We start from the raw sequence: 21,855 nt of genomic DNA on the forward strand, positions 1-21,855 counted from the left end.
GTAATAGTATGATCATAAATTTGTTTTTTCAAGAATGCAGAGATTGCTTGCTATAAAGCTTTGTGCAGTTCTGAAGAATTAAAAGACAACTCAGACATCTTTGCTAACCACTGGACTGTTTTTTTTCATAGTTGTGCCCAGTATGATTAAAGCGACATAGATTACAATGGCAACTGAATCTATAAACGTATCCGCAAGAGCAGAAACGTCCAACAAAGCAGTTACACCAAGAATCACAGTCAGTCGGACGATCAGGATCGCAGTAATCATCCATGCGGCAAACCGGGTCTTCGACTGTTCACTTTGTATTGACATGAAAATGAATGCGATGCCGAAGACCAGATTCTCCGCCGTTATAATGTGCCAAACATACGTGAATACCATCTGGGTATCCTTGGACATCGCCGTAATGTCGAGCGCCGGCAACACAGCAGATTGCCCGTTCCATGCATGAGTGAAAGCAAACAGTAACGCAAGAGCTCCTGCAATCAGATAATAAAAATTCCTAACCTTGATGTTGATCACAACCCTCCTTGGAAATTTCAAGTTCATCCTTTCGGATATCCTTGTAAAGCTCGCGGACGAATTCTGCCAATCGTTGGTCGCTTTCGTTATTAAGGTTCCTCATTGTGTCGGCTGCTATGTTGAGCAGCTGACAGACCTTTTCCAAATGTGTAATCTTTTTGCGCGTTTCTGCGTACTTAGCATCGAGGAACACAGCAACCTCTTCGCCGTAAGCAGAGTCGATATTTTCCATCTTGTGAAAATCGAATTTCCCTTTGATTTCGTCAAGAGAAAAGTCCGCATACCGCATGATCTGAATATTCATCAAGCCTATGAGGTCGTCCCTCGAATACTTGCGGTACCGATTATGTTCCCGGGACGGCGAGACGATCCCTATCCGGTCATAATACCGAAGTGTATCCTTGGACATCCCAAGTATCTGCGAAACCTCTTGTATAGAATAAAGTTTTTCCATGAATTCAGAATATCATGTGAGTTAACTCCAATGTCAAGTTGCTTTTTGACTTTTTTATCGATATGTGAACTTAAAACGTACGGGTGATTTAAAAAAAGTGGGCGATGGTTCTATTCATCATTCGGTTATGACATTGAAGTTCCACTCACCTTCACCACCACTGGTCGATGGTGTATCATCACAAAAATTGATAATTCCCATCCAACAGACCCGAAAGTAATTAATATCAACTATGTCCAATCTTCCGAACCAACAGTAAATGACTTATAAGAAAATAAAGTGTCAAGCACCTCTCTTTTCTTTGGAAGGTACCTAACACTTTATTTAATAGATTCTGAGACTTCAACAAGTTCAAATAAAATCCGATAAATCCCTCTAAGTCTTGGCCACTCCTTGAGGGATCTCCTTATCCAAACTTGGTATTTCTCTAACAATAATTCGGGCCCCTTCTGCCCTCATTACTCTTACTTTGGTTCCTTTGCCAATAAATTCACCTTCACTTACAGCGTCTAGCCTTTCGTCATCAATGATAATGGTACCGGATGGACGCAGCATGGTTAACGTATCCCCTACCATTCCGATTAATTCTAAGCGGCTTTTACTAGCAATATAACCGCTTTCTATATTCGTGGAATCGGTTAAAATGAGCTTTTTAAACAGTTGCATTTTTTTACCAAAAAACTTAATCATTACAATGGATATCAAGATGGCAACAACAATGGCCATAATCAGGGATATTCCCATATGAACTGGGTTATCTGCTGCCAAAAAGAAACTTGCAATAATGGCTACAAAACCGATGAACCCTGCAATACCACCCGATATAAAAAACTCTACTAATATCAGTCCGATCCCGATAATAAATAGAACAAGGGTTTCATATCCCGTAAGTCCCGCGACGAAATGTCCATAAAAAAACAGCAGCAATGCTGAAATTCCGGTAAACCCGAAAACACCGAAACCTGGTGAGAATAATTCCAATACGAGACCAACGATGCCAATCGTTAGTAAAATCGAATAAACAAATGGATTCGTGATAAAGCGGGCAATTTTTTCAGCCATGCTTAGTTCAAGAGGGCGTACATCCGCTTCGGTATATCCGAGTAATTCAAGCAGTTCATCAAGATTGTTAACAATTCCTTCGGCGTATTTAACCTTTACAGCCTGTTCGGAGGTTAAGGTTAATAATTTTCCTTTTTCGGCTCCGTACTCTGGTAAATCAACATCTTCATCAGCCATCGCCAGTGCATAAATTGGATCCCGGTCAGCATGCATTGCCGCATTTTTCATTTCGGCAAACCAATAGGATTCCGCTTTCTTTCCAGCTGTATTGCCGTTCTGGTCAATGATAGCAGCCGCTCCCATCGTCGCTCCTTTTACCATGTAGATTTCATCCATATTTAATGAAATATAGGCCCCAGCGGATAACGCTCGGTTATTAATAAAAGCTACTGTCTTAATATTCGTGGAAGTAAGCAGCTTGCCAATATCTGCAGCAGCATCAACTGCTCCTCCAGGGGTATTAATTTCAAAAATAATAACGTCCGCATTTTCATGCTCTGCGGTTTCAACGGCTCTTTTCAAAAAGGCGTGCAATCCCTTTTCAACTGTTTTTTCAATCGGTACAACATAGACAACTTCCCCTTTCGCGGAACTGTCCACTGGGAACAGCATAAGCATAAAGCCTAATATCAATAATAAACAAGCAACGATCCGTATTCGATTCACTCCACTTCGCTCCCTTCTTATTATGTAGTGTTCATAATATAAACGATTACTCCCTTAGCATGCAGGACAAGCCCTGCTACGTCAAAGAAAATAGCAGGGCATTACCATTTATTTATATTCCTAGTTTAAATGATTAATCTGTATATCCCATCAACAAACGTGCATAAGGAGAGTCGGATGGAAGGACGATAACACTCTTGTCGTTTATCGTCTTTTTGTAAGATTCTAAAGTACGGAACATTGAATAAAATGATGGATCTCTTGAGAACGCTTGATTATAGATTCTTGCTGCTTCAGCTTCCCCATCAGCACGAATAGATTCTGCCTCAGCTTTCGCTTTTGATAGCAATTCCTTCACTTCACGATCCGTATCAGCCTCAATTCTATTCTTTTCTGCATCACCCATAGACAAATATTCCTGTGCTTTCGATTCACGCTCAGAAATCATTCTTGTGAATACGGACTGTTCATTCTCCGAAGGTAGATCCGTTCGCTTCATCCTTACGTCCGTAACCACAATCCCATAATGATCTTTTCTTAGAAGATCATTCACCTTTTCCGTAATACGATCATTTAAAGAACCACGTGAAGATTTTTCATCATTAATGATTTCATCATAGTTTAACTGCCCAAGCTCTGAACGAACGACGGAGTAAATAAATTCCTCCATTCGGGATTCTGCTTTTTCAACGGTTCTAGCATTGGAAATCATCTTTTTGGGATCCTCAATTCTCCAAATTGCATAGTTATCGATGAGCATCCGTTTCTTATCCTTGGTGTTAATCTCAGCTTCGGTCACATCATATGTCATTTGATATTTTGGTAGAGTCGTGACACTTTGAATGAACGGAACTTTATAGGTTAGACCTGGGGTTTTCACAATCCGAACCACTTCACCAAACTGCCGGATAACTTTATATTCGCCTTCTTTAACAACAATGAGGTTGAAAAGGAATACTCCTAAGAGGACAAGTATGATGATTAAAAAGATGCCTGTTTTTGTGTAGTTTCGCCAGTTGAACCCTTTACCTCCACGATCACCTATGTTGACTACATTATCATTACTCATTTTTTCCACTTCCTTCCCCATTTGTCTTTGGCTGTTGGTTTTCCAAAGGTCGGATTGGAAAATATTTTAACGTATTTCCATCGTCGTTCATAATATAGATTTCAGCATTGGGAAGAACCTGTTCGAGCGTTTCCAAAATCAGCCGCTCCCGTGTAATGTCAGGATTCGTACGATATTCTTCATACAGCTTATTGAATACGGCAATATCCCCTCTTGCTGTTTCAATCCTTGCTGCTTTATCACCTAGGGCTGTTGAATTAAGGGCTGCCACTTCCCCCTTGGCTTCATTGGTCCGTTTGTTTCGATATTTCCCTGCTTCATTAATTTTTGTATTCATCGTTTCACGGGCATCCGTTACATTTGTAAATGCCTTTCTTACCTCGTCATTGGGCAGTTCCACATCCTGAAGCTTGACAGCAAGGATTGAAATCCCGATATCATATTTTTCAACCAATGTAGATAACAAATCCCGGACCTCCGCTTCGATTTCAGCCTTTCCAGAGGTTAAAGCGTCATCAATTTTCGAACTGCCTATTATACTTCTTAAAGATGCAGATGTAGCATTATACAATATTTCTTCTGGATGCTCAGCATTAAATAAATATTTGGCTGGCTCGGTTATTTTCCATTGGACCACTAAGTCGGCTAAAACGATATTTTCATCACCCGTAATCATTTTCGTTTCATTTGGAAACTCTTTTATCTCCCCATCTTTCTCTTCATAACCGAATTGAAGACTAAAGGTTTCCTTCGATAACGTTTCAACGGATTGAATTGGCCATGGCAGCTTAAAGTGCAGCCCAGGTTCGTTTACTCCTTCTTCAACCTCACCAAAGGTAATAATAACGGCTTGCTCACTTTCATCAACCGTATACCAAGTGGTGAATCCGACAATACCGACAATTGCTACTAAAAAAGTAAGACCAACGATTGTATATATTCTTTTTAAATTAACCATTCCGTCTCCCCCTTCTCTCCGTGAGGCTATAGTTTTATTACGGCTATATTACAAAAAAGTTTCAATATTTAATAAATAGTACAAGAGGGACGGTTCTGGCGGTTTTTTTTCATTTTAGGCTAATATTGACGTTGTATTGAACAGAAATAAAATGCCAGATACCATCCACTTTTTTGGATGATATCTGGCATTTATGATTGGGAAAAGAGTGGAAATAAAGTGAGCATTTCGGACTTAAAATTGAGAATAGCTCAGAAGTTGTTGAGCCATTGAGACCCCTAACCACTCCCGTTAATTGAAACCGGAATTATTTTATCAATCAACCAATTCAACAGAAAGAGTATTAATTTGAGCTGGATACGATTCTTTTATGGTACCATCAAACCCTACTTTTACCTTGTCTCCAACTTGGAATGTTTCGTCATTATTCACGGAAAGGTCAACAAACACATCACCTTCAGGATTACCCTCAAATACTTTAGCAGAAACAATTGCACTGTTACCGTTAATTTTCTTGATTATTCCTACAAAACTGGAATTTTCAGTTTTGATATCATTGTTTTTTTCTTCACTTCTGTCTGTTGAATTAGAGCACCCAACAATAGTTAATAAAACAATTATAGCTAATGCTTTAAATATCCTTGTCATCTCACATTATTCCTCCGTTCATAGTTTTAAAAGGATACTAATTGCTTAAGAAAGGATAATCTGGACTCTTTCACTATATGCTTCGTTACTTCAACGATTGCACCCTTTAGTTGAAGATCGTTTACACAATGAATTTTGTAAACAAAGCTATAAATAATAATTTTTCAGTTAAAAGCTCCATTTAGTGACCTTCTTTTTCCTATGAATTTAATACTCTAATTTCACCATTTCTTCGTAATATGTATGTGATCGATTCCATAGAAGAAAAGAAGGCCCGTAGGCCCCTGTAAATACTTTTAAATCATTTGTTTATTAAAATCTACGTCTTCTTCTTCTTCTTACTCTTCTAAATTCAAAAGGGAAAAATAAGAATTCGAAGGGGAAAAATCGTCTTCTTCTAAAGTCGTTACGAAAAAAGCCCATGTGTGATCATTCTCCTTTCATTTCGGGAAGTCTATATGACAAAGGGACAGATGAACGTAACCTAGTACATAAAATTAGCAGCTACAATGATAAGAAGAATGAATAATACAACAATTAAAACAAAGCTGCTGCCGCCATAAGCAACGTTATTTCCATCGTATCCGCCGAACCAGCCCATTTTTCACCACCAATCGGACAAAAGCTATTTCTCCTTATATATATTTTTAAAGACAAGAATTGATTGGACAAATATCATTGTGTTTAGGACAAAAAAATACTAAAAATAAAAAAGCGTCTGCAATACAATGCAAACGCCTACCGTGCTCTGTAATAGTTGGGTATCTTAATCATTTTATTCTTAAAATCAATCTTCGGAGTTAAGCCAGATGACGTTTTTTTTATTTCGATTACCCCTGCATCGGAAATGCTAAAACGAGCTATATATTCATCATTATTATTTATAATTACAAATTCATCTTTGTTTTTAAATAAAGCAAAATTGAATTGCATGACGAGTTTCCAATTGTAAACTAAATTGTATTTTTCTACAGGGATGATTTGTTCTTCCACCATTTTTTCTTCATTTGCCTTTTGTTTTTGTTTATTATCCTTCCCCACTCTTTTTCTCCTCTCAAATCTACCCATTTAGATAAACTATGAATGGTTTTGTCTCCGAGTGTGGTTGTTTGTCCCATAAATATAAAAAAGTCTATAAAGAGCTTTGAAAAAGTTTTTGCAAGTATGGCAAACACTTTTTTATTTATAATTATTGTGATACCCCATTAATGTTCTACGATCCATCGGTTTTTGTATAGTTTAACTAAAATTGGAAATTTTAAAAGGGACTACTTAATGGTGAGGTGATAAGGTGAATTTTATTTGGTACTCCTTTATTTTAATTTTGGCTGGTATTCTCCTACTGAGAATCGCCGGAAGGAAATCTATTGCGCAAATGACATTAGCACAGACGATTGTGATGATTTCAATCGGTACCATTATTGTTCAACCGATTGTGGAAAAAAGTGTTATGAAAGCAATAGTGGCTGCTGCCATCTTTGTTATTTCTCTCATCATCCTTGAATACTTGCAACTAAAGTCAAATACTTTCGAAAAATTTATTACGGGGAAATCCAAGATTGTAATCAACAATGGTACATTAAATGTTCAGAACTTAAAAAAATTGCGCTTGACCGTTGACCAGTTAGAAATGAGGTTGCGTAATCAAGGGATATCAAAAATGGAAGATATCAAAACAGCAACGATTGAACCGAATGGACTACTAGGTTATGAGCTGCAAGAAGAGGCTAAACCTTTAACAATAGGAGATTTTAAAAAATTGATGAATGCTTATTTTCCTGAAGTGCACTCGGATACAGCAATTCAAGAAAAAACAGGTCATGAAACAGATATTTTTCAAGAAATTGATGGTAAACAACAAAATCAAAATCAAAACTATCTTCAATAAACAATAAACTCTTTTCTTCGATCGATGACCGCTTTAATCATATTCCGTAGTTTGTCCTCATAAAAACTAGTGAGATTGCCCTTCCCACTTTAAATTTTTCTGCATATTTTATAAGGAATAAATAATATAAAGGAGGGCTATCTAATGTTTGGATATGGTGGGTACGGAGGTTGTGGTGGCTACGGCTACGGCGGCGTAGGTTTCAGAGGCGGTTTTGCGTTAATCGTTGTATTGTTTATCTTGTTAATCATCATTGGAGCAGTTATCTGTTTTTAAGAAAAACCAATTAAACTTTTCTTAAAAATACAAAAAAGCCCAGTTTGGGCTTTTTTGTATTAGAGACTTTCTATTAAGGTGCATGTTCTGTATGTTAAGAAACAATGGTGCTGCGGCTACACTATCCTATGCATTCATTCATGTGTATTCCCAATAGGTTAAGCCCTATTTTGAAAAATTTATTTTTACTTTAAATCATTATGTTTTAACCAATTCTATATGAAAGAATGAATAATCGTTTACAATAAAAAGCCATACATTGAAGATTGGTCATTCAATCGTCAATGTATGACTTAATTTTGTTTATAAATTATTAGGCAGCTCTACAACAAAGGTTGTCCCTACATTTTCTTTACTTTCCACCTGTATATGCCCTTCATGCAATTTGATTATCGTCCAAACAATTGACAACCCCAGTCCTGTTCCCTCAATTGTACGTGTACGTGAGGTATCTGCCCGATAAAATCGGTCGAAAATCCGTTCAATTTCTGAATGATTTAAACCTATTCCTGTATCTTTGAAACGAACGATGATCGAGTCTTCCTTATCTTCCAGTGATATTTCAATACTTCCATCAGGCCTATTATATTTAATGGCATTTGTTAGTAAGTTATCCCAAACTGTGTTGAGTAAAGACGGATCACCGAACATATAGACATCAGGTAAAGAGTAACTTAGCATAATCCCTTTTTCACTTACTAGCCATTGATAATTTCGTGCCAATTCTTTAATCTGCTCACTAACATTGAATGATTTTTTTTTCAAAAAATTATCACTCCGATCTAACGAGGCAAGTAGTACTAATTGTTTCGTTAAATTAGATAATCTTCTAATTTCATCATGAATAATTGTAATGTACTGCCATCTATCTTCCATCGTGATTGATTCATTTTCTAATAGCTTTGTATACCCTTTTATATTCGATAATGGTGACTGAATATCATGAGAAATATTCGAGATGAACTCCTTCCTCACATCATCCATTTGTTCTAATTTTCTTGCCATACGTAAAAAGCTATTGGAAAGTTCCCCTAACTCATCGTGTCGAGTACTATCAAGTTCAACATTAAAGTCGCCATTGGAAAGGGATTTTGTGGCTTTTGTTAATTTTGAAATGGGCTTTACTAAATATTTGGTACTAAAAAGGACCATAATGATGCTCAGTAGTATGGTCAATACAAGCAACCAGCCAAACAAATAATGCATTTCATTAAAAAGAAGTTTAATATCTGGTCTGATAAAAAGGGCATAGTTTCTTTCGTTATATGTAAATGGTACACCTATTGTATTCATCAACTCATTTGCAAAAAATCCGGTTACAAACGTTTCTTGTGGGAAGTTAAGAATACCGTGATACGTATTACCGTTTAACACAAGCTCAATCATTGAAGTAGAGAGACTTTTATCTCTAAACGCTGCACCCCAAAAACCTTCTTCCCCCAAATTATCAATTAAGTACATTTGATATCCAATGGAAGAAATATGATCTAAGTACTCATCCAAGTTGATATTCGGATGCGCGTCAATATAGGTTGAGACCGATTGCGCAATTTTTGTGATTTTTTCATCATTATCGGGTTTCAATACTTGCTGATAATAGGCACTGGATATTAAAAAAGCAAGAATACTGCTCAAGATCAAGATACCAATGAAAATGACAACGAATTTTACGTAGAGTGTTTTCATGATCGTTTGGCCTCTAGCAAATATCCAACCCCTCGTACTGTTTTAATTTGAAAGTCATCTGTTATTTTAGTAAAACGTTCTCTCAACCTTTTTATATGAACATCTACAGTTCGGTCATCTCCCTCATAATCTATCCCCCAAATATGTTCAATTAGCTTTTCTCTAGAGAAAACTTTCATAGAATTTGACATTAAAAAATACAAAAGTTCAAATTCTTTCAAAGGTAAAAGGAACATTTTGTCACCAATCTGAACCTCATAGCTCATTTTATTTATCGTTGTACTGCCTATGCGAATCGTAATCTCATCTGATTGATTGTCATACCGACGCAATAATGCTTTTATTCGAAAGCTTAACTCTTTTGGTTCAAATGGTTTAACTAAATAATCGTCTGTACCCGCTTGAAATCCCTGCTCCTTATCTTCAATTTGATTTTTTGCTGTTAAAAGGATGACCGGGATATTATACTGCTTTCGAATTTCCCTTGTTAATTTGTATCCGTCCATAAACGGCATCATTACATCAACAACTGCTAAGTGACAGGTTTCTCTATTTAGGATTTCTAGAGCCTCAATTCCATCTTTTGCTTTAAATACTATATAACCTTGTTCAGACAAGTGAATGGATACAAGCTTTAAAATATTGATATCGTCATCTGCAACTAGAATATTTGTCATTATGGTACCTCCTTACTATCCTAACGAACTGAATATCAAAAAATAGCCCAGTACAAAATAACCGGGCTTTTTTTAAAAAAAATAAGCGAAGTGGTACATTGTATCTTAAAATTAATGAATTAACTCTTTATTTTTTAAAATCAAACCATCGCTCATTTTAATGATGTGATCGGTGTAAGAAAGCATCTCTTCATCATGCGTTACGATTAGGGTAGTAATGTTCAAGGTTTTCGTTATCTCTCGTATTAATTCCATTACCTCTTTAGACCTTTTTGAATCTAGACTTGCAGTCGGCTCATCCGCAAAAAGAACTTTAGGTTTATGAATAATTGCACGAGCAATAGCAACTCTTTGTTTCTCCCCACCTGACAATGAGGATGGATAGGCATGTTTTCGATGTTCCATTCCAACTAATTGCAGAATTTTATCCACTTCTCTTTTTTGTTCACTTTTCTTAAGTTCCGTTTCAGAAACATCTAGCATTAACATTAATTGTTCTTGTACGGTGAGAAATGGAACAAGGTGTGAAAATTGAAAGATAAAACCAAATTTTTTCGATCTTATTTCTCGAATTTGCTCTTGATTCATGGCACTTATATTTTTCTCTTCAAAAAGCACCTGACCATCTGATGCAGATTGAAGTCCTGCAGCTATTGTAAGCAGTGTACTTTTACCTGAGCCTGATGCACCCACTAATGCTGCTATTTCACCTTCTCTAAGAGAAAGATTCACTCCTTTTAATATTTCCTCCTTACTATCCCCATTTTGAAACGTTTTTCTCACTTTAGTAATGGTGAATAAAGACATACTACATCTCTCCTTGTTGAATCGCTTGTAACGGTTCTATTTTTTTAATTTGTAAGCTTGCAATAGTAGTGCCTATAAATCCAATCATGAGGAATACCCCAGATAATATCAACGTTGTTTCAATGGTTAAACTAAAAGGCATTCCTTCAGGTGCAATCGTGTTAAAGCCTTGGCTAATTGCAATAGACAGCGCAAGTGAAGTAATTGTAATCAAAAACATTTGTGTCCACATCATTGTAAATAATCTACTTGTCTTTACACCGATTGCTTTTAAAATACCGTACAAACCAATCTTTTGAACGTTCATCATATAGAAAAAGATGGCATACAACATTCCGCTAATTACGACCAAAAACCAAACAATCATATTTAACGTCATCTGTTCTGCGCTATAACTTGGTATTGTTTTGAGAAATTCTTGTTTTGTAAATGATTGTAAACCCGTTATCTCATGAGGAGAATTTTCTTTTGGTATAAATACTAACTGCATCTCATTAACTTTATAGATTTCTTTGTAGTCCTCCATATTAATAAATGCAACAGCTGCATGGCTGAATTTCGTTTGGTCAACAAAACCTTTTACAATAAACTCACCGCTAAATTGAGGGTTCGTTAACATATCTCCAACTTTGATCCCCTTATCCTCCAATGAACGATCTAATAGGATTTCGCCATCTTTGACATCATTAAAAATTTCCGACTCGGTTGAAGTAACAAATACAACACTTTGTTGCTTGCCGTTACGATCATCTAGAAAACCCATTTGAATGGATAGTGCGGTAGCGTCTTGATAGTCGTTAACTATCTCTTCTTGCAAACTGCTATCAATGCGAGACAGATTATATGTTTCTTCTGCCTCTGGATTCATGTAAAAATGTCCTTCTGGTAAATCTTTAATTAATGAAGCATTGTCCTGTGATAATCCATTCGCTAAACCTGAAATAATATAAGTTAGTAAACTTACGAGAAAAATTATTGATCCTAATATTAAAAATCTAACTTTATTTTTCTTAATTTCTTTAAATGCAAGATTCATCATTCATACCTCCACTTTCTTCTTGACTTCCTTAGAATACACCTCTTAAATGAACAGAAAATGAACGGATTATTACATTGTTAGCATATGAGCAAAAATGTATTAATTCTAATAAAATTACTAGCATCCTTAAAGCCAACGCCTATAAAGTTATTTAACCAAGAGAAATTTATTATTCATGCAAGTGGACCCCGCCTTTTTTCGCAAACCCCAATAATGAAGAAGTATCAAAATTGTGATATCTTAGGATATAAATGGAGAGGAGTGTTAGTTTATGGAAATTAAGATTCCAGAGGTTACGTTAAATGATGGATTAACCTTGCCTGTGATGGGTTTTGGTACCTACCCGCTTAAAGGAAATGCTGGAGTAAATGCCATCGTAGGTGCGATCAATAATGGCTATCGCCTGATTGACTCAGCCTATAATTACGAAAATGAAGGAACGGTCGGTGAAGCTGTTCGCCGTAGTTCTGTACCAAGACATGAATTACTCATTACTTCCAAACTTCCAGGTCGCTATCAGGACTACGACAAAGCAGTTGCAACCATTCAAGAATCTCTATACCGAGCTAACCTAGATTACTATGATCTATACCTCATTCACTGGCCGAATCCTAACCAGGATAAATATGTAGAAGCTTGGCAGGCTTTGATTGACGCTAAAAAATGGGGACTCATTCGTTCAATTGGTGTTTGTAATTTCTTACCAGAACATTTGGATCGTTTGGAAAAAGAAACCTGCGTCAAACCAAGCATTAACCAAATTGAATTACATCCCTTCTTTAACCAAGCTGAACAAAGAAAATACCATGAAGAGAAAAATATTGCGACAGAATCTTGGAGCCCATTCACTCGCGGATTCAAAGATTTAGAAATTGATACCCTTCAAACAATTGCTACCCATCATAACAAAACGATTCCACAAATCGTTTTACGTTGGCACTACCAGCTTGGAGCAATTTCGATTCCTAAATCAGCTTCACCCCTTCACCAGGTAGAGAACATTTCCATTTTCAACTTCTCACTGGATGATTCAGAAATGGCAATGATTTCGGCATTAAGCCGCCCTGATGGAAGGATTGCTAATCAGGATCCTGCGGTTTATGAGGAATTTTAATCAATTAAGAAACTACGCTTGGAATATTAAAGGATAAATACAAAAAAAGCCGTGGGCAGCGAGTATGTATAAATCACTGTCCAAGGCTTTTTTTATACTCTTTCTATATATAGTGTGTTGTTGCTTTTACATACACAATAAAAAACCACGGTTATTTATGGCTAACCGTGGCAAGTTATGATTGTCCTACAGTATGAAAAGAAACTTTTTTTACTTAACAGCCGGTTCATCTTCCGTTTCCGTTTCCTTTTCCTTTTCCTTTTCCAATACATGCTCAATGTAATCTTTGCCCCAGTCATACATTGCTTCTAAAATCGGCATTAGATTTCTTCCATACTCAGTCAATGAATACTCAACTTTCGGTGGAACGACAGGGTATACTTCACGATGTACGATTAAATGATCTTCCAGTTCACGCAATTGATTAACCAGCATTCTTTGGGTAATCCCTGGCATCAGGGCTTTTAATTCACCAAATCGTTTCGTTCCTTCTTTGCCTAAATGCCATAAAATTAACATTTTCCATTTACCACCAATAACTGCCAGTGTCAATTCCTTTTCACAGCTAAACGTCTTCTCTCCTAAATTCGGCATTTCATTCACCTCCTGCTTAATTTACCCAATAGTATACTTTTTATCACTATATGCGGTAAAAGTGCGTACTTTTAAATGGATAACATACAGAGTATACTAAACCTCGTGCCAATGAGAAAATCATTTTTCACAGGGAAACGTTAGCACATCTCAATTGAAGCACAATAAAAAACATTCTATTAAGGAGCGATTATAAATGAAATTACAATTAGCATTAGACCTTGTCGATATTCCAGGAGCAATTGCATTAGTGAAAGAGGTAGAAGAGCATATTGATGTGGTAGAAATTGGTACTCCTGTGGTAATCAATGAAGGACTTAAAGCTGTAAAAGAAGTAAAAGCTGCCTTTCCTAACCTAACTGTATTAGCTGACCTGAAAATTATGGATGCAGCTGGATATGAAGTCAGCCAAGCATCTGCTGCAGGTGCTGACATCATTACGATTCTTGGAACTGCTGAAGACGAATCCATTAAAGGTGCAGTCGAAGAAGCGAAAAAACAAGGGAAACAAATCCTTGCCGATATGATCGCTGTAAAGGATATTGCCGCTCGTGCAAAAGAACTAGATGAACTAGGTGTAGATTATATCTGCGTTCACACAGGTTACGACCTTCAAGCTGTTGGAAAAAATTCATTTGAAGACCTTGCAACGATCAAGAGCGTTGTTAAAAATGCGAAAACCGCCATTGCAGGTGGAATTAAATTAGAAACACTTCCCGAAGTCATTAAACAACAACCAGATTTAGTTATTGTTGGTGGCGGGATTACAAGTAAAGAAGATAAAAAAGCAACAGCACGCGAAATGCAAGAATTAATGAAACAAGGGTAATTCCATGAAGAAGACTACTGAATATTTAGCACAAGTCGTTCAGGAATTAAGTCAAACGGTCCAGCTCATTTCTGATGCAGAAGCAGAGAAATTGGTAAACCAGATTTTAGAATCGAAGAAAATCTTTGTGGCTGGTGCAGGCAGATCTGGATTGATGGGTAAATCCTTTGTCATGCGAATGATGCACATGGGGATTGATGCCTATGTTGTGGGTGAAACCGTAACAGCTAATTTAGAAAAGGGCGATCTATTAATCGTTGGTTCTGGTTCAGGTGAAACTAAAACCTTAGTGGCCATTGCTGAAAAAGCTAAGAGCTTAGGCGGTACAGTCGCAGCTATCACCATTTCTCCTGAATCAACCATTGGAGCATTAGCTGATATGATTGTTACATTACCGGGAGTAACGAAGGATCAATCTACAGGTGATTACAAGACGATTCAACCAATGGGATCTCTATTTGAGCAAACGATGTTGTTATTTTATGATTCCGTCATCTTGCGCTTTATGGAGAAAAAAGGATTGGATTCTACTAAAATGTATGGAAAACATGCGAATCTCGAATAGAGAAAAATAAATGGTATTCCACTACTTTAAATGAAGGCAACAAGTAAAAGGCTTAGGGATGAAACTATCTCTAAGCCTTTTTGTGTTTTTTTCACTTAAGTGAAATAATCAAATAATTCTCTTGAAAATATCCTTCCGCGAATCATCCAAATTTATTGACTTCTATACGTTTTGTCTCTTCCAAATAGCATACTTCTCTGGGAGGCACACTGCACATGGTCGGAAACCTGCTGCAATCGCTGTTGGCTCATCTGCAAAAAAGACCCGATTTTTTACATAACCGCCTTTATTTAATGCGCGTATTGCTGAAGAACAATCCATTTGTCCGTAAACTTTCGTTTTGCGGTGACCGCCATATGTACCAGGTGTTTTACTCACATAGGGTCGTTTATCAGTGCCAATAAGTGTATATGTTTTTTGAGGTTCATCCGTTACTGAAATATCATCTTTCCTATTCCCCATCCATTTTAGCTCCTCACATTTATTTTATCTTCATAATCCATTATTCCATTTGATGGTTTAGAGTAGTAACGATCTCACATTCTAAAGGTAATATAATCAACATTAATTGGTTCATAACCTGCAATTCTTAATTGCTGATTAATCTGTCCTCAATGGTACTGACCATGAAGAGCAACGTTGTTCAAATAATCCCATATATCATTTTTTGAAGTAGCAAATTATTTCATAAATGTCACCATTTTTCCGGGTTTTACCTCAGCCGTTTTCCATCCAGCCATTAACCATGAACGTGCATGTGTGTGAGTTCCATCTATTTCATTCGCCCACCAGGCAGAATATTTATATGCTGAAGCTTCCTATTTTCACTATCACACCAATCGGTAATTTCAGAGGGATTAAAGATTTTCAAACAATAAAAGCAACCACATATATTGTCCTTTACTAATTCCTTTCGATGATGACTACTAAAACGGTGTGCCATTTCAAATTGTTTCTCCACTTCTTTTCACCTTCTTAAACTATGACTTCCAAATTTAACTAACGCACCCCGAGTTGAATAGGATTAGTCATCAAACTTTAATGATAATCATTGTTTTAAGATAAGAATGAGATTTAAGTTATTACTCATTAGGAAATTTCATTCTACTTTTTTTATTCTTGTCGTCTCCTTGGTCTTCATCTTCTGCAAGAATTATTTGTTCTTCGTGAAACTCAACTTCAGTTTGTCTAGTTATTTCGTCAAATGGAGTATAGAAAGGTGTTATACTTCTCTTCTTTACCAACACTTTATAAAAGCCAATTAGGACTAATATAACTATAACAGCTGGAAAACCTACTGCCATTAAATCCATAGGATTCATCAACATCTCCCCTTTATAATTGGAATCCAGATTTAATATCTTTATATTATATACGAATGATAAGATAACTAGTTTCGCACTTAAACTTTACTGCTATTTACTTCGGTAAGAAAAAAAGAGTTGCCGATCAAGTTTGATCTTCAACTCTTGCTCCCCGTTCTTATAAGGTTAGCCAGATTTTTCTGGTTGACCTTTTTAGCTGAATAAAGAAAAAGAGAAGCACGCAGCCAATCATTGTATTACTCTTTCACCTTTATTAACAAGGACGACTATTCAAAATTAAAGCAGTTACTTCAATACCATGTTTTCGTAATGTTGTTGCAACAGGATTTAGTTCTTCAGTAGTTAGTACAAAATCACCAGTTATAGCGATTTCAGGTGTACCTGTTTTTCAATTGCTTATAATTTTCAAAAACTGACGCAATTCCGTAATTGTTACACCAAAATCATAACTAAAGAGTGATTGATCTAATATATTCAAAATTCCATGTTTGTCCATTTCAGATTTATCATCATTCCATAATATATATAGATTCTATAAAGAGGTGGTGATACATTATGTCAAACGGCGGCGGATATGGTGGTGGATCTAGAATGAACTTCGCACTAATCGTGGTTCTATTCATTCTTTTAATTATTGTTGGTGCAAGTTTCATGGGCGGGTACTAAGCTTGTAAAAGAATCACAGAACAAAACACACTACTTCTTTAGTGTATAGAAGCGTCAACCGACGCTTCTATTTTCTATTTAATTTATTAATCCACATTAGGTTCTTATTATGAAGAAAAAAGACTCATGCTGATTTTTGCCTTGTTTAGATTACTTACTACACTATTAATGGGCTGCATCCACACAAAAATACTCAACTAATCATAGCTTATCTAAAAGAGTATTAAAGAGAGGAGGAAGAAGTTGTTGGAGGGTAATGATCATAATCAAAAACATAAGTCGAATAGAGAAATGGACCCTTTTTCAAGAATAATGTTTGGAAACCGTAAACCAAGAGAAACTTACAAAGAAAGCGAAAATATTTCACAAGAAATTCTCGAACAAAAAGAACAATTATCTTTCGATAACAGATCAAATCATAACGATGATGATTGGTTTTTTGGACGTGGAAGAAAGGAACCTATATCGAATCAAAACAGGCCGAAACAGACTCAAAACACTCAGAATCAAATAGAAAATTTCATTAAAAATGTTGATATTGGATTGCTTATGGAAACCTTTGGTACCATAGTTGCTACATCTAAACAATTTAAACCATTAATTAAAGAAGTAGCACCTTTTTTAAGTAAAATAAATGAAAAATTTAAAAAGTAGTTACTTTCTTTAAGAATAGAGTTATTTAGTTATTGGATATGTTAAATTTTATTGTTGATTTTCGACAAGTCGTGGTGCAAAATTCTAAAATTACTATAATCAGCACTTGTCCCATTCAGATTAATTCTGATTGCATATCCTATTAGTAAGCCCACCAGCTGTATATAGACCTCCTAAGAGGCGTTTGCATGAATTGCAGACGCTTTTTTATTTTTAGAAGTTGTTTAAGGAAATCGCATTCCGCGGTCCATCTAACGATGGTCTTGTTACTATTCGGAACAAGTCATGAATTTGATTGAATGCGCTCAAGAATCTCTCTGAGTTATTTCCATCTGATTTTCACCACCAATTCTTCTAACTAATAAGAAGGAGCAATTTTAAAGGATACTTAATTAACGATCTCATCTTCTAAAGGTAATAATCAACATTAATTGGTTCATAACCTGCAATTCTTGGTTGCTGATTAATTTCAAGTTAATTAACAAATAACTGAATGACTTCATACATTATGTTAAAAACTGGAGTGATCCCTCATGGCGAGATGGATTAACGTATCTACATCGAAACATCAATTAATACTTTTTGATGGAAATAGGCTGATAAAAACGTACCCAATTGCAGTAGGAAAAATATTGTCACCAACACCTTCTGGGACATACATGATAATCAATAAACAACGTAATCCTGGTGGACCATTTGGAGTTCTTTGGATGGGATTGTCAAAACCTCATTACGGTATACATGGAACTAATAACCCAGCTTCAATCGGTAAGAATGTTTCCCATGGCTGTATTAGGATGTTTAATCATGATGTTCTAGATTTATCCTCTAGAGTTACGATTGGTACTAGTGTTGTAATTCATAAATAACTCGTTATTTTACTAGTGGACGCTATCCAATAAAAAATTAGAAACTTTCAATAAAAATGGAAATTTATTTATAGAGGCTCATTAACTTATTTATTAAAAAAGGACTCCCCTCTAGGAAGTCCACTGCATGCAATAACCCTTCGGTTAAAGGATGACTTTACGTAAGTCTAATCTCTTGTTTTGGAGCCATCATTGTCGTGATCAACGGTAACTCCCTCCGCCATGTTGTCCAGCGCTCCGCCAGCAACAGCACTTGCAACACTACCAAATGGATCAAGAGCAGAAGCCATGGTATCCCCAGCAAAAGCACCTACATCAGTCCCTGCTGCCTCGCCAGTATCGATATCCTCACGTTTGCGTTCGTTGATATCAGCCATCTATTTCACTCCCTCGTTTTTTATAGGGAAGTGCTATTGTTTTAGCTGCACTGTCCCGTAACATATTATGTCCAAAAAGGACAAATTTACGAGGATGGATTAATGAGCATGGAAACAGACTCATAATTCATTATCTACCTAGCTTATTATCAACATCCGTTGTATCTACATTCTCGCCAAATAAATCTTTTAGTTTATTTTTGGCTTGCATTTTAATTTCATCATCCACATATAAAGCTACTTGAACTAAAGCGAATAGTACAACACTTAAATCGTCAACATATCCTACACCAACTGCTAAGTCGGGAATAATATCTAGAGGAAAAACAAAGTAACCTAAAGCCCCAACAATGGTTGCTTTAACTTTTAATGGTATATCAGGCTTTTGAAGTGTGTAATAAAGTAATAGAACGGCATAGACTACAGAAGTTCCAGCTCTTTTAGAAAACTTTTGAACCTTAGTCCAAAACTTTTCCTCTGAAAAATGCTCTTCGTGTTGGTTTATATCTTCAGCATTCAGTTTTTCTGCTTCATCTTTTAAATCAACAACTAGTTCTTCTTCAATTTCAATTTCGTCGAATTCATCAATATGAGATGAGGTTAAGTCGACTAAATCCGTTTTCTTCTTAAATAGACTTTTTAGCATGAAATCACTCCAACGATTAGTAGATTACATATACATCTTACACCATAATTATCCATTTACCATCTTTTAAAACACTAGTATTTCAAAATAACTAAGTTGAAATTCTTTACATTTTGCCTTACCCTCTACTAACCTTTATATATTATATACTTCTCCGATCATTTCCCAACTATCCTTATTAACTTTTTTGTTCCAGTTTGTTTTGGAATTCAATATATCGTTTAAGTATGAGGCGATAATGAGAGTCTTCTGGATACTCCCTATCAACAGATGCTATCAAATAAGGAGTAAGCTCTGTTTCTCCATTATATAAACCTTTGTTTAGGATCCGGTTCCACCGACTAATATAATCTTTTACAGATTTGTCTCCTATTTTCTAATATATCGATTCCCTACCATTTGCTTCTTTTCTTTTTAAAAGGGAGCAAGGAAAATAAAAAAATGAAGAAATTTACTGGGCAGTATAAGTCTACTACGAAATACAAGAGCATACCATAAGACTGACCTTAATGAGCATCAATCAAATTTTCACAACACTTTTGATTCTAAAAAATACGGTTAATATCTTTTAACACCACATGGAAGGGCAGTGGTAAACAGTCTGTCATTCTTTGGGACACCTTTTCATCATTTGGTGTTAAATGCTATATATCAAATGTGGTACATTTCAATGGCTGTAATCAAGCAGATGTTAAAATGAGATAATTAGTGTATATAACAGATACATTACAGAAAAACACTTTGTTCATTTTGGGAAAATTAAACTTAAAAATGGTCAAAAATAAACAAGCCTTTTAACATAGTTAGGCTTGTTTATTTTATATTATTGATTCTCTCTATTCCCGGCTTGATGTGTTTTCTCTCATCCTGAACATAGGGACGCTTCCGATGATGAATAGTTTGAGCCCAGTCCTCTACTAATAATAGAGACTGTAATACTTCTTCTGAAAATCCCTCTTTTTCTGGATCAATTTCCTCACTTGTAAAAAGAACAGATTAAATTTTGCTCTTTTATAAGAAGGCCACCAAGCAAAGCGCGGTAGAAACACAATTTTATTGGCACAGTGGAGAATGGGAAAGAGGCTTTATTTTGGATTGAAAAAGAGAATCTGGACATCATTTTAACAGATATCCGTATGCGAGAAATCCGTAATAAATTTTAGACTTATTCTCCACCGCTGTAAGAGTTACCTTCGCCATGAGTTTCCCCTTTTCCCACCTGTTTTTCTTCTTTTTTTTCTACAAAATTTGCAATTAGGGCTCCTCCTGCTAATGCCCAAACAGGTGCACTAATAAACAATATACTAATGTTTGACATTGCTATAACAAAGGTAAACGTAACACTTATCATCCTAGTGGGCTGCGAAAAACTCAGATTTAGGCTGGACCCTAACACTCCAAATAGTGCAAATCCTGCCAGCATTGACACAAAATCACCTGGCAATGATTTAATAAAAGGCACTGTCCACCAGGCAAAGATACCAAACAAAATAATTAAAATCCCTGAAACTATGGCTGCTATATACCTTTTTTCTTTCATGCCAGTTTCCTTGCCCGAGCAAATAGCTGTCATCATACCCGCAACATTTGCAGACTGACCGCCAAACAAATTGGCAAAAAGAGAAAATATCCCGCTTAAAGTAACAATTTTATTAATCGGAGGCTCATAGTTGTTTTGTTGTAATGCTCCGATACCTGGGGCTGCATCGTTACTCAAAATCAATAAGGCAAGAGGTACTGAAACAGTGAAAATAGTTAATAGATTAAATTCCGGCAGTTGAAATATCGGCATAACAAAACCAGTGTTACTACCAGTTGCTACATCAAAATTATATGTTACTATCAGAACAATAAACCCAGAGAAAACGGCGGCAATGACGGGGGGAACTCGTAATTTCCACTTAGAAAACAAAAAGTATGTAAGCAATGCGGTTCCACCTATCAAGGGCAAGTGTTGAACGGCCACGATTAATCTTACAACATAGCTTGTAATAATACCTGCCATCATAGCTGCTATAATTTCCTTAGGGACATAATTCATGAATTTTGCGAATAACCCAAAAATACCAACGAGAAAGATTAATAGACTTGATATCATGTAACTGCCGATCAATTGATTGAAAGGGACCTGTGAAGTTATGGTTGCTAAGAATGCAACTCCTGTAATGGAGTGGGCGCCCACAATTGGTATTCGATAAAACATGGGAAGGACAACACTAAATAGTCCTCCAAAAAAATAGACAGAAAACATCCAAGAAATCGTTTGTGCATCTGTAAAATTGCCATTCGCTGCGGCCTCTAAGATAATGACTGGCGGACCTGTGGCTGCCAGTAAACCAGATACAATACCTGATGAAAGGTTCTGGGAGCGAATAGCTGATTGAGGTGATGAAAAGATATGTAGTCGTTGAAGATTTCCCTTTCTCATTCTAATTCCCCCAACATTTTAAATGAACAAAGA

General features: G+C 36.1%; 28 protein-coding genes and 1 pseudogene. 8 read left to right on the plus strand and 21 right to left on the minus strand.

The window, feature by feature from the left end; genetic code table 11:
* Window positions 1–90: 90 nt before the first annotated feature.
* From V7124_RS04815 to V7124_RS04850, 8 genes are all read right to left on the minus strand, one after another.
* A complete protein-coding gene (locus tag V7124_RS04815; protein WP_335413779.1) occupies window positions 91–525 on the minus strand; it encodes a hypothetical protein in 435 nt (144 codons plus the stop codon).
* Entirely contained in the window at window positions 506–979 is a 474-nt protein-coding gene (locus tag V7124_RS04820) for a MerR family transcriptional regulator (protein ID WP_335413775.1), read from the minus strand. The genes V7124_RS04815 and V7124_RS04820 overlap by 20 nt, the downstream gene beginning before the upstream one ends.
* Before the next feature lie 375 nt (window positions 980–1,354).
* Window positions 1,355–2,707, minus strand: coding sequence for an NfeD family protein (locus tag V7124_RS04825; protein WP_335486711.1), 1,353 nt, complete (start codon window positions 2,705–2,707; stop codon window positions 1,355–1,357).
* A 133-nt stretch (window positions 2,708–2,840) separates the two neighbouring features.
* On the minus strand, window positions 2,841–3,776 hold the full coding sequence (gene hflC / locus V7124_RS04830; RefSeq protein ID WP_335486714.1) for a protease modulator HflC: 936 nt from the start codon (window positions 3,774–3,776) through the stop codon (window positions 2,841–2,843).
* A complete protein-coding gene (gene hflK / locus V7124_RS04835; protein WP_335413766.1) occupies window positions 3,769–4,734 on the minus strand; it encodes an FtsH protease activity modulator HflK in 966 nt (321 codons plus the stop codon). The genes hflC and hflK overlap by 8 nt, the downstream gene beginning before the upstream one ends.
* Before the next feature lie 315 nt (window positions 4,735–5,049).
* Entirely contained in the window at window positions 5,050–5,382 is a 333-nt protein-coding gene (locus V7124_RS04840; RefSeq protein WP_335486717.1) for a DUF3221 domain-containing protein, read from the minus strand.
* Window positions 5,383–5,866: 484 nt separating this feature from the next.
* Entirely contained in the window at window positions 5,867–5,983 is a 117-nt protein-coding gene (locus V7124_RS04845) for a YjcZ family sporulation protein (protein WP_335486720.1), read from the minus strand.
* Window positions 5,984–6,120: 137 nt separating this feature from the next.
* A complete protein-coding gene (locus tag V7124_RS04850; protein ID WP_335413757.1) occupies window positions 6,121–6,423 on the minus strand; it encodes a hypothetical protein in 303 nt (100 codons plus the stop codon).
* A 250-nt stretch (window positions 6,424–6,673) separates the two neighbouring features.
* On the opposite strand from V7124_RS04850, the gene V7124_RS04855 reads away from it, so the two are divergent.
* Both V7124_RS04855 and V7124_RS26235 read left to right on the plus strand, forming a co-directional pair.
* Window positions 6,674–7,270, plus strand: coding sequence for a DUF421 domain-containing protein (locus V7124_RS04855; protein WP_335486723.1), 597 nt, complete (start codon window positions 6,674–6,676; stop codon window positions 7,268–7,270).
* Window positions 7,271–7,462: 192 nt separating this feature from the next.
* Window positions 7,463–7,546 (plus strand): annotated as a pseudogene (locus tag V7124_RS26235) (YjcZ family sporulation protein); the annotation flags it as partial.
* A gap of 303 nt (window positions 7,547–7,849) precedes the next feature.
* Here V7124_RS26235 and V7124_RS04865 read toward each other — a convergent pair.
* The 4 genes from V7124_RS04865 to V7124_RS04880 all read right to left on the minus strand — a co-directional run bounded on the left by V7124_RS04865 (window position 7,850) and on the right by V7124_RS04880 (window position 11,752).
* Entirely contained in the window at window positions 7,850–9,232 is a 1,383-nt protein-coding gene (locus V7124_RS04865; protein ID WP_335486725.1) for a sensor histidine kinase, read from the minus strand.
* On the minus strand, window positions 9,229–9,909 hold the full coding sequence (locus tag V7124_RS04870; protein ID WP_335486728.1) for a response regulator transcription factor: 681 nt from the start codon (window positions 9,907–9,909) through the stop codon (window positions 9,229–9,231). The genes V7124_RS04865 and V7124_RS04870 overlap by 4 nt, the downstream gene beginning before the upstream one ends.
* A 111-nt stretch (window positions 9,910–10,020) precedes the next feature.
* The gene (locus V7124_RS04875) at window positions 10,021–10,716 is read right to left on the minus strand and encodes an ABC transporter ATP-binding protein (protein WP_335486731.1); all 696 of its coding nucleotides are present in this window, start codon (window positions 10,714–10,716) and stop codon (window positions 10,021–10,023) included.
* A 1-nt stretch (window position 10,717) separates the two neighbouring features.
* Entirely contained in the window at window positions 10,718–11,752 is a 1,035-nt protein-coding gene (locus V7124_RS04880) for an ABC transporter permease (protein WP_335486734.1), read from the minus strand.
* A gap of 274 nt (window positions 11,753–12,026) precedes the next feature.
* Here V7124_RS04880 and V7124_RS04885 point away from each other — a divergent pair, with 274 nt between their 5' ends.
* Window positions 12,027–12,869: an aldo/keto reductase gene (locus V7124_RS04885; protein WP_335413734.1), complete on the plus strand. Its 843-nt coding sequence runs from the start codon at window positions 12,027–12,029 to the stop codon at window positions 12,867–12,869.
* A 210-nt stretch (window positions 12,870–13,079) separates the two neighbouring features.
* On the opposite strand, the gene V7124_RS04890 is transcribed toward V7124_RS04885, so the two are convergent.
* Window positions 13,080–13,463, minus strand: coding sequence for a winged helix-turn-helix transcriptional regulator (locus V7124_RS04890; RefSeq protein ID WP_335486737.1), 384 nt, complete (start codon window positions 13,461–13,463; stop codon window positions 13,080–13,082).
* Window positions 13,464–13,659: 196 nt separating this feature from the next.
* On the opposite strand from V7124_RS04890, the gene hxlA reads away from it, so the two are divergent.
* On the plus strand, window positions 13,660–14,292 hold the full coding sequence (gene hxlA / locus V7124_RS04895) for a 3-hexulose-6-phosphate synthase (RefSeq protein ID WP_335413727.1): 633 nt from the start codon (window positions 13,660–13,662) through the stop codon (window positions 14,290–14,292).
* A 4-nt stretch (window positions 14,293–14,296) separates the two neighbouring features.
* Window positions 14,297–14,857 carry a 6-phospho-3-hexuloisomerase gene (gene hxlB / locus V7124_RS04900; RefSeq protein WP_335486740.1) on the plus strand — a complete coding sequence of 187 codons (561 nt, stop codon included), beginning with the start codon at window positions 14,297–14,299 and terminating at the stop codon, window positions 14,855–14,857.
* Window positions 14,858–15,019: 162 nt separating this feature from the next.
* Here hxlB and V7124_RS04905 read toward each other — a convergent pair whose 3' ends face one another.
* From V7124_RS04905 to V7124_RS26245, 5 genes are all read right to left on the minus strand, one after another.
* Entirely contained in the window at window positions 15,020–15,319 is a 300-nt protein-coding gene (locus tag V7124_RS04905; RefSeq protein WP_335486743.1) for an Ada metal-binding domain-containing protein, read from the minus strand.
* Between the two features lie 218 nt (window positions 15,320–15,537).
* A complete protein-coding gene (locus V7124_RS26240; protein ID WP_420489526.1) occupies window positions 15,538–15,633 on the minus strand; it encodes a hypothetical protein in 96 nt (31 codons plus the stop codon).
* Complete coding sequence (locus V7124_RS04910) at window positions 15,630–15,818, minus strand: hypothetical protein (RefSeq protein WP_420489523.1); 189 nt, start codon at window positions 15,816–15,818, stop codon at window positions 15,630–15,632. Before V7124_RS04910 ends, V7124_RS26240 begins: the two co-directional genes overlap by 4 nt.
* Window positions 15,819–15,939: 121 nt before the next feature.
* Window positions 15,940–16,179, minus strand: a complete 240-nt coding sequence (locus V7124_RS04915; RefSeq protein ID WP_335486746.1) for a DUF3951 domain-containing protein — start codon at window positions 16,177–16,179, stop codon at window positions 15,940–15,942.
* A gap of 256 nt (window positions 16,180–16,435) precedes the next feature.
* Window positions 16,436–16,552 (minus strand): DUF1259 domain-containing protein, encoded by a 117-nt coding sequence (locus V7124_RS26245; RefSeq protein WP_420490506.1) that lies wholly within the window; start codon window positions 16,550–16,552, stop codon window positions 16,436–16,438.
* Between the two features lie 185 nt (window positions 16,553–16,737).
* Here V7124_RS26245 and V7124_RS04920 point away from each other — a divergent pair, with 185 nt between their 5' ends.
* The 3 genes from V7124_RS04920 to V7124_RS04930 all read left to right on the plus strand — a co-directional run bounded on the left by V7124_RS04920 (window position 16,738) and on the right by V7124_RS04930 (window position 18,371).
* Window positions 16,738–16,848, plus strand: a complete 111-nt coding sequence (locus tag V7124_RS04920) for a YjcZ family sporulation protein (RefSeq protein WP_335413711.1) — start codon at window positions 16,738–16,740, stop codon at window positions 16,846–16,848.
* Window positions 16,849–17,094: 246 nt separating this feature from the next.
* Window positions 17,095–17,502, plus strand: coding sequence for a hypothetical protein (locus V7124_RS04925; protein ID WP_335486749.1), 408 nt, complete (start codon window positions 17,095–17,097; stop codon window positions 17,500–17,502).
* Between the two features lie 533 nt (window positions 17,503–18,035).
* Window positions 18,036–18,371, plus strand: a complete 336-nt coding sequence (locus tag V7124_RS04930) for a L,D-transpeptidase (protein WP_335486752.1) — start codon at window positions 18,036–18,038, stop codon at window positions 18,369–18,371.
* Between the two features lie 167 nt (window positions 18,372–18,538).
* On the opposite strand, the gene V7124_RS04935 is transcribed toward V7124_RS04930, so the two are convergent.
* The 3 genes from V7124_RS04935 to V7124_RS04945 all read right to left on the minus strand — a co-directional run bounded on the left by V7124_RS04935 (window position 18,539) and on the right by V7124_RS04945 (window position 21,822).
* The gene (locus V7124_RS04935) at window positions 18,539–18,748 is read right to left on the minus strand and encodes a hypothetical protein (RefSeq protein ID WP_335413702.1); all 210 of its coding nucleotides are present in this window, start codon (window positions 18,746–18,748) and stop codon (window positions 18,539–18,541) included.
* A 130-nt stretch (window positions 18,749–18,878) separates the two neighbouring features.
* Window positions 18,879–19,394 carry a YkvA family protein gene (locus tag V7124_RS04940; protein WP_335486755.1) on the minus strand — a complete coding sequence of 172 codons (516 nt, stop codon included), beginning with the start codon at window positions 19,392–19,394 and terminating at the stop codon, window positions 18,879–18,881.
* 1,165 nt (window positions 19,395–20,559) lie between these two features.
* Window positions 20,560–21,822: a benzoate/H(+) symporter BenE family transporter gene (locus tag V7124_RS04945; protein WP_335486757.1), complete on the minus strand. Its 1,263-nt coding sequence runs from the start codon at window positions 21,820–21,822 to the stop codon at window positions 20,560–20,562.
* Window positions 21,823–21,855 lie beyond the last annotated feature (33 nt).

The sequence above is a fragment of the Neobacillus niacini genome, from assembly GCF_036961885.1.
In the GTDB taxonomy this organism is placed as follows: domain Bacteria; phylum Bacillota; class Bacilli; order Bacillales; family Cytobacillaceae; genus Neobacillus; species Neobacillus niacini_H.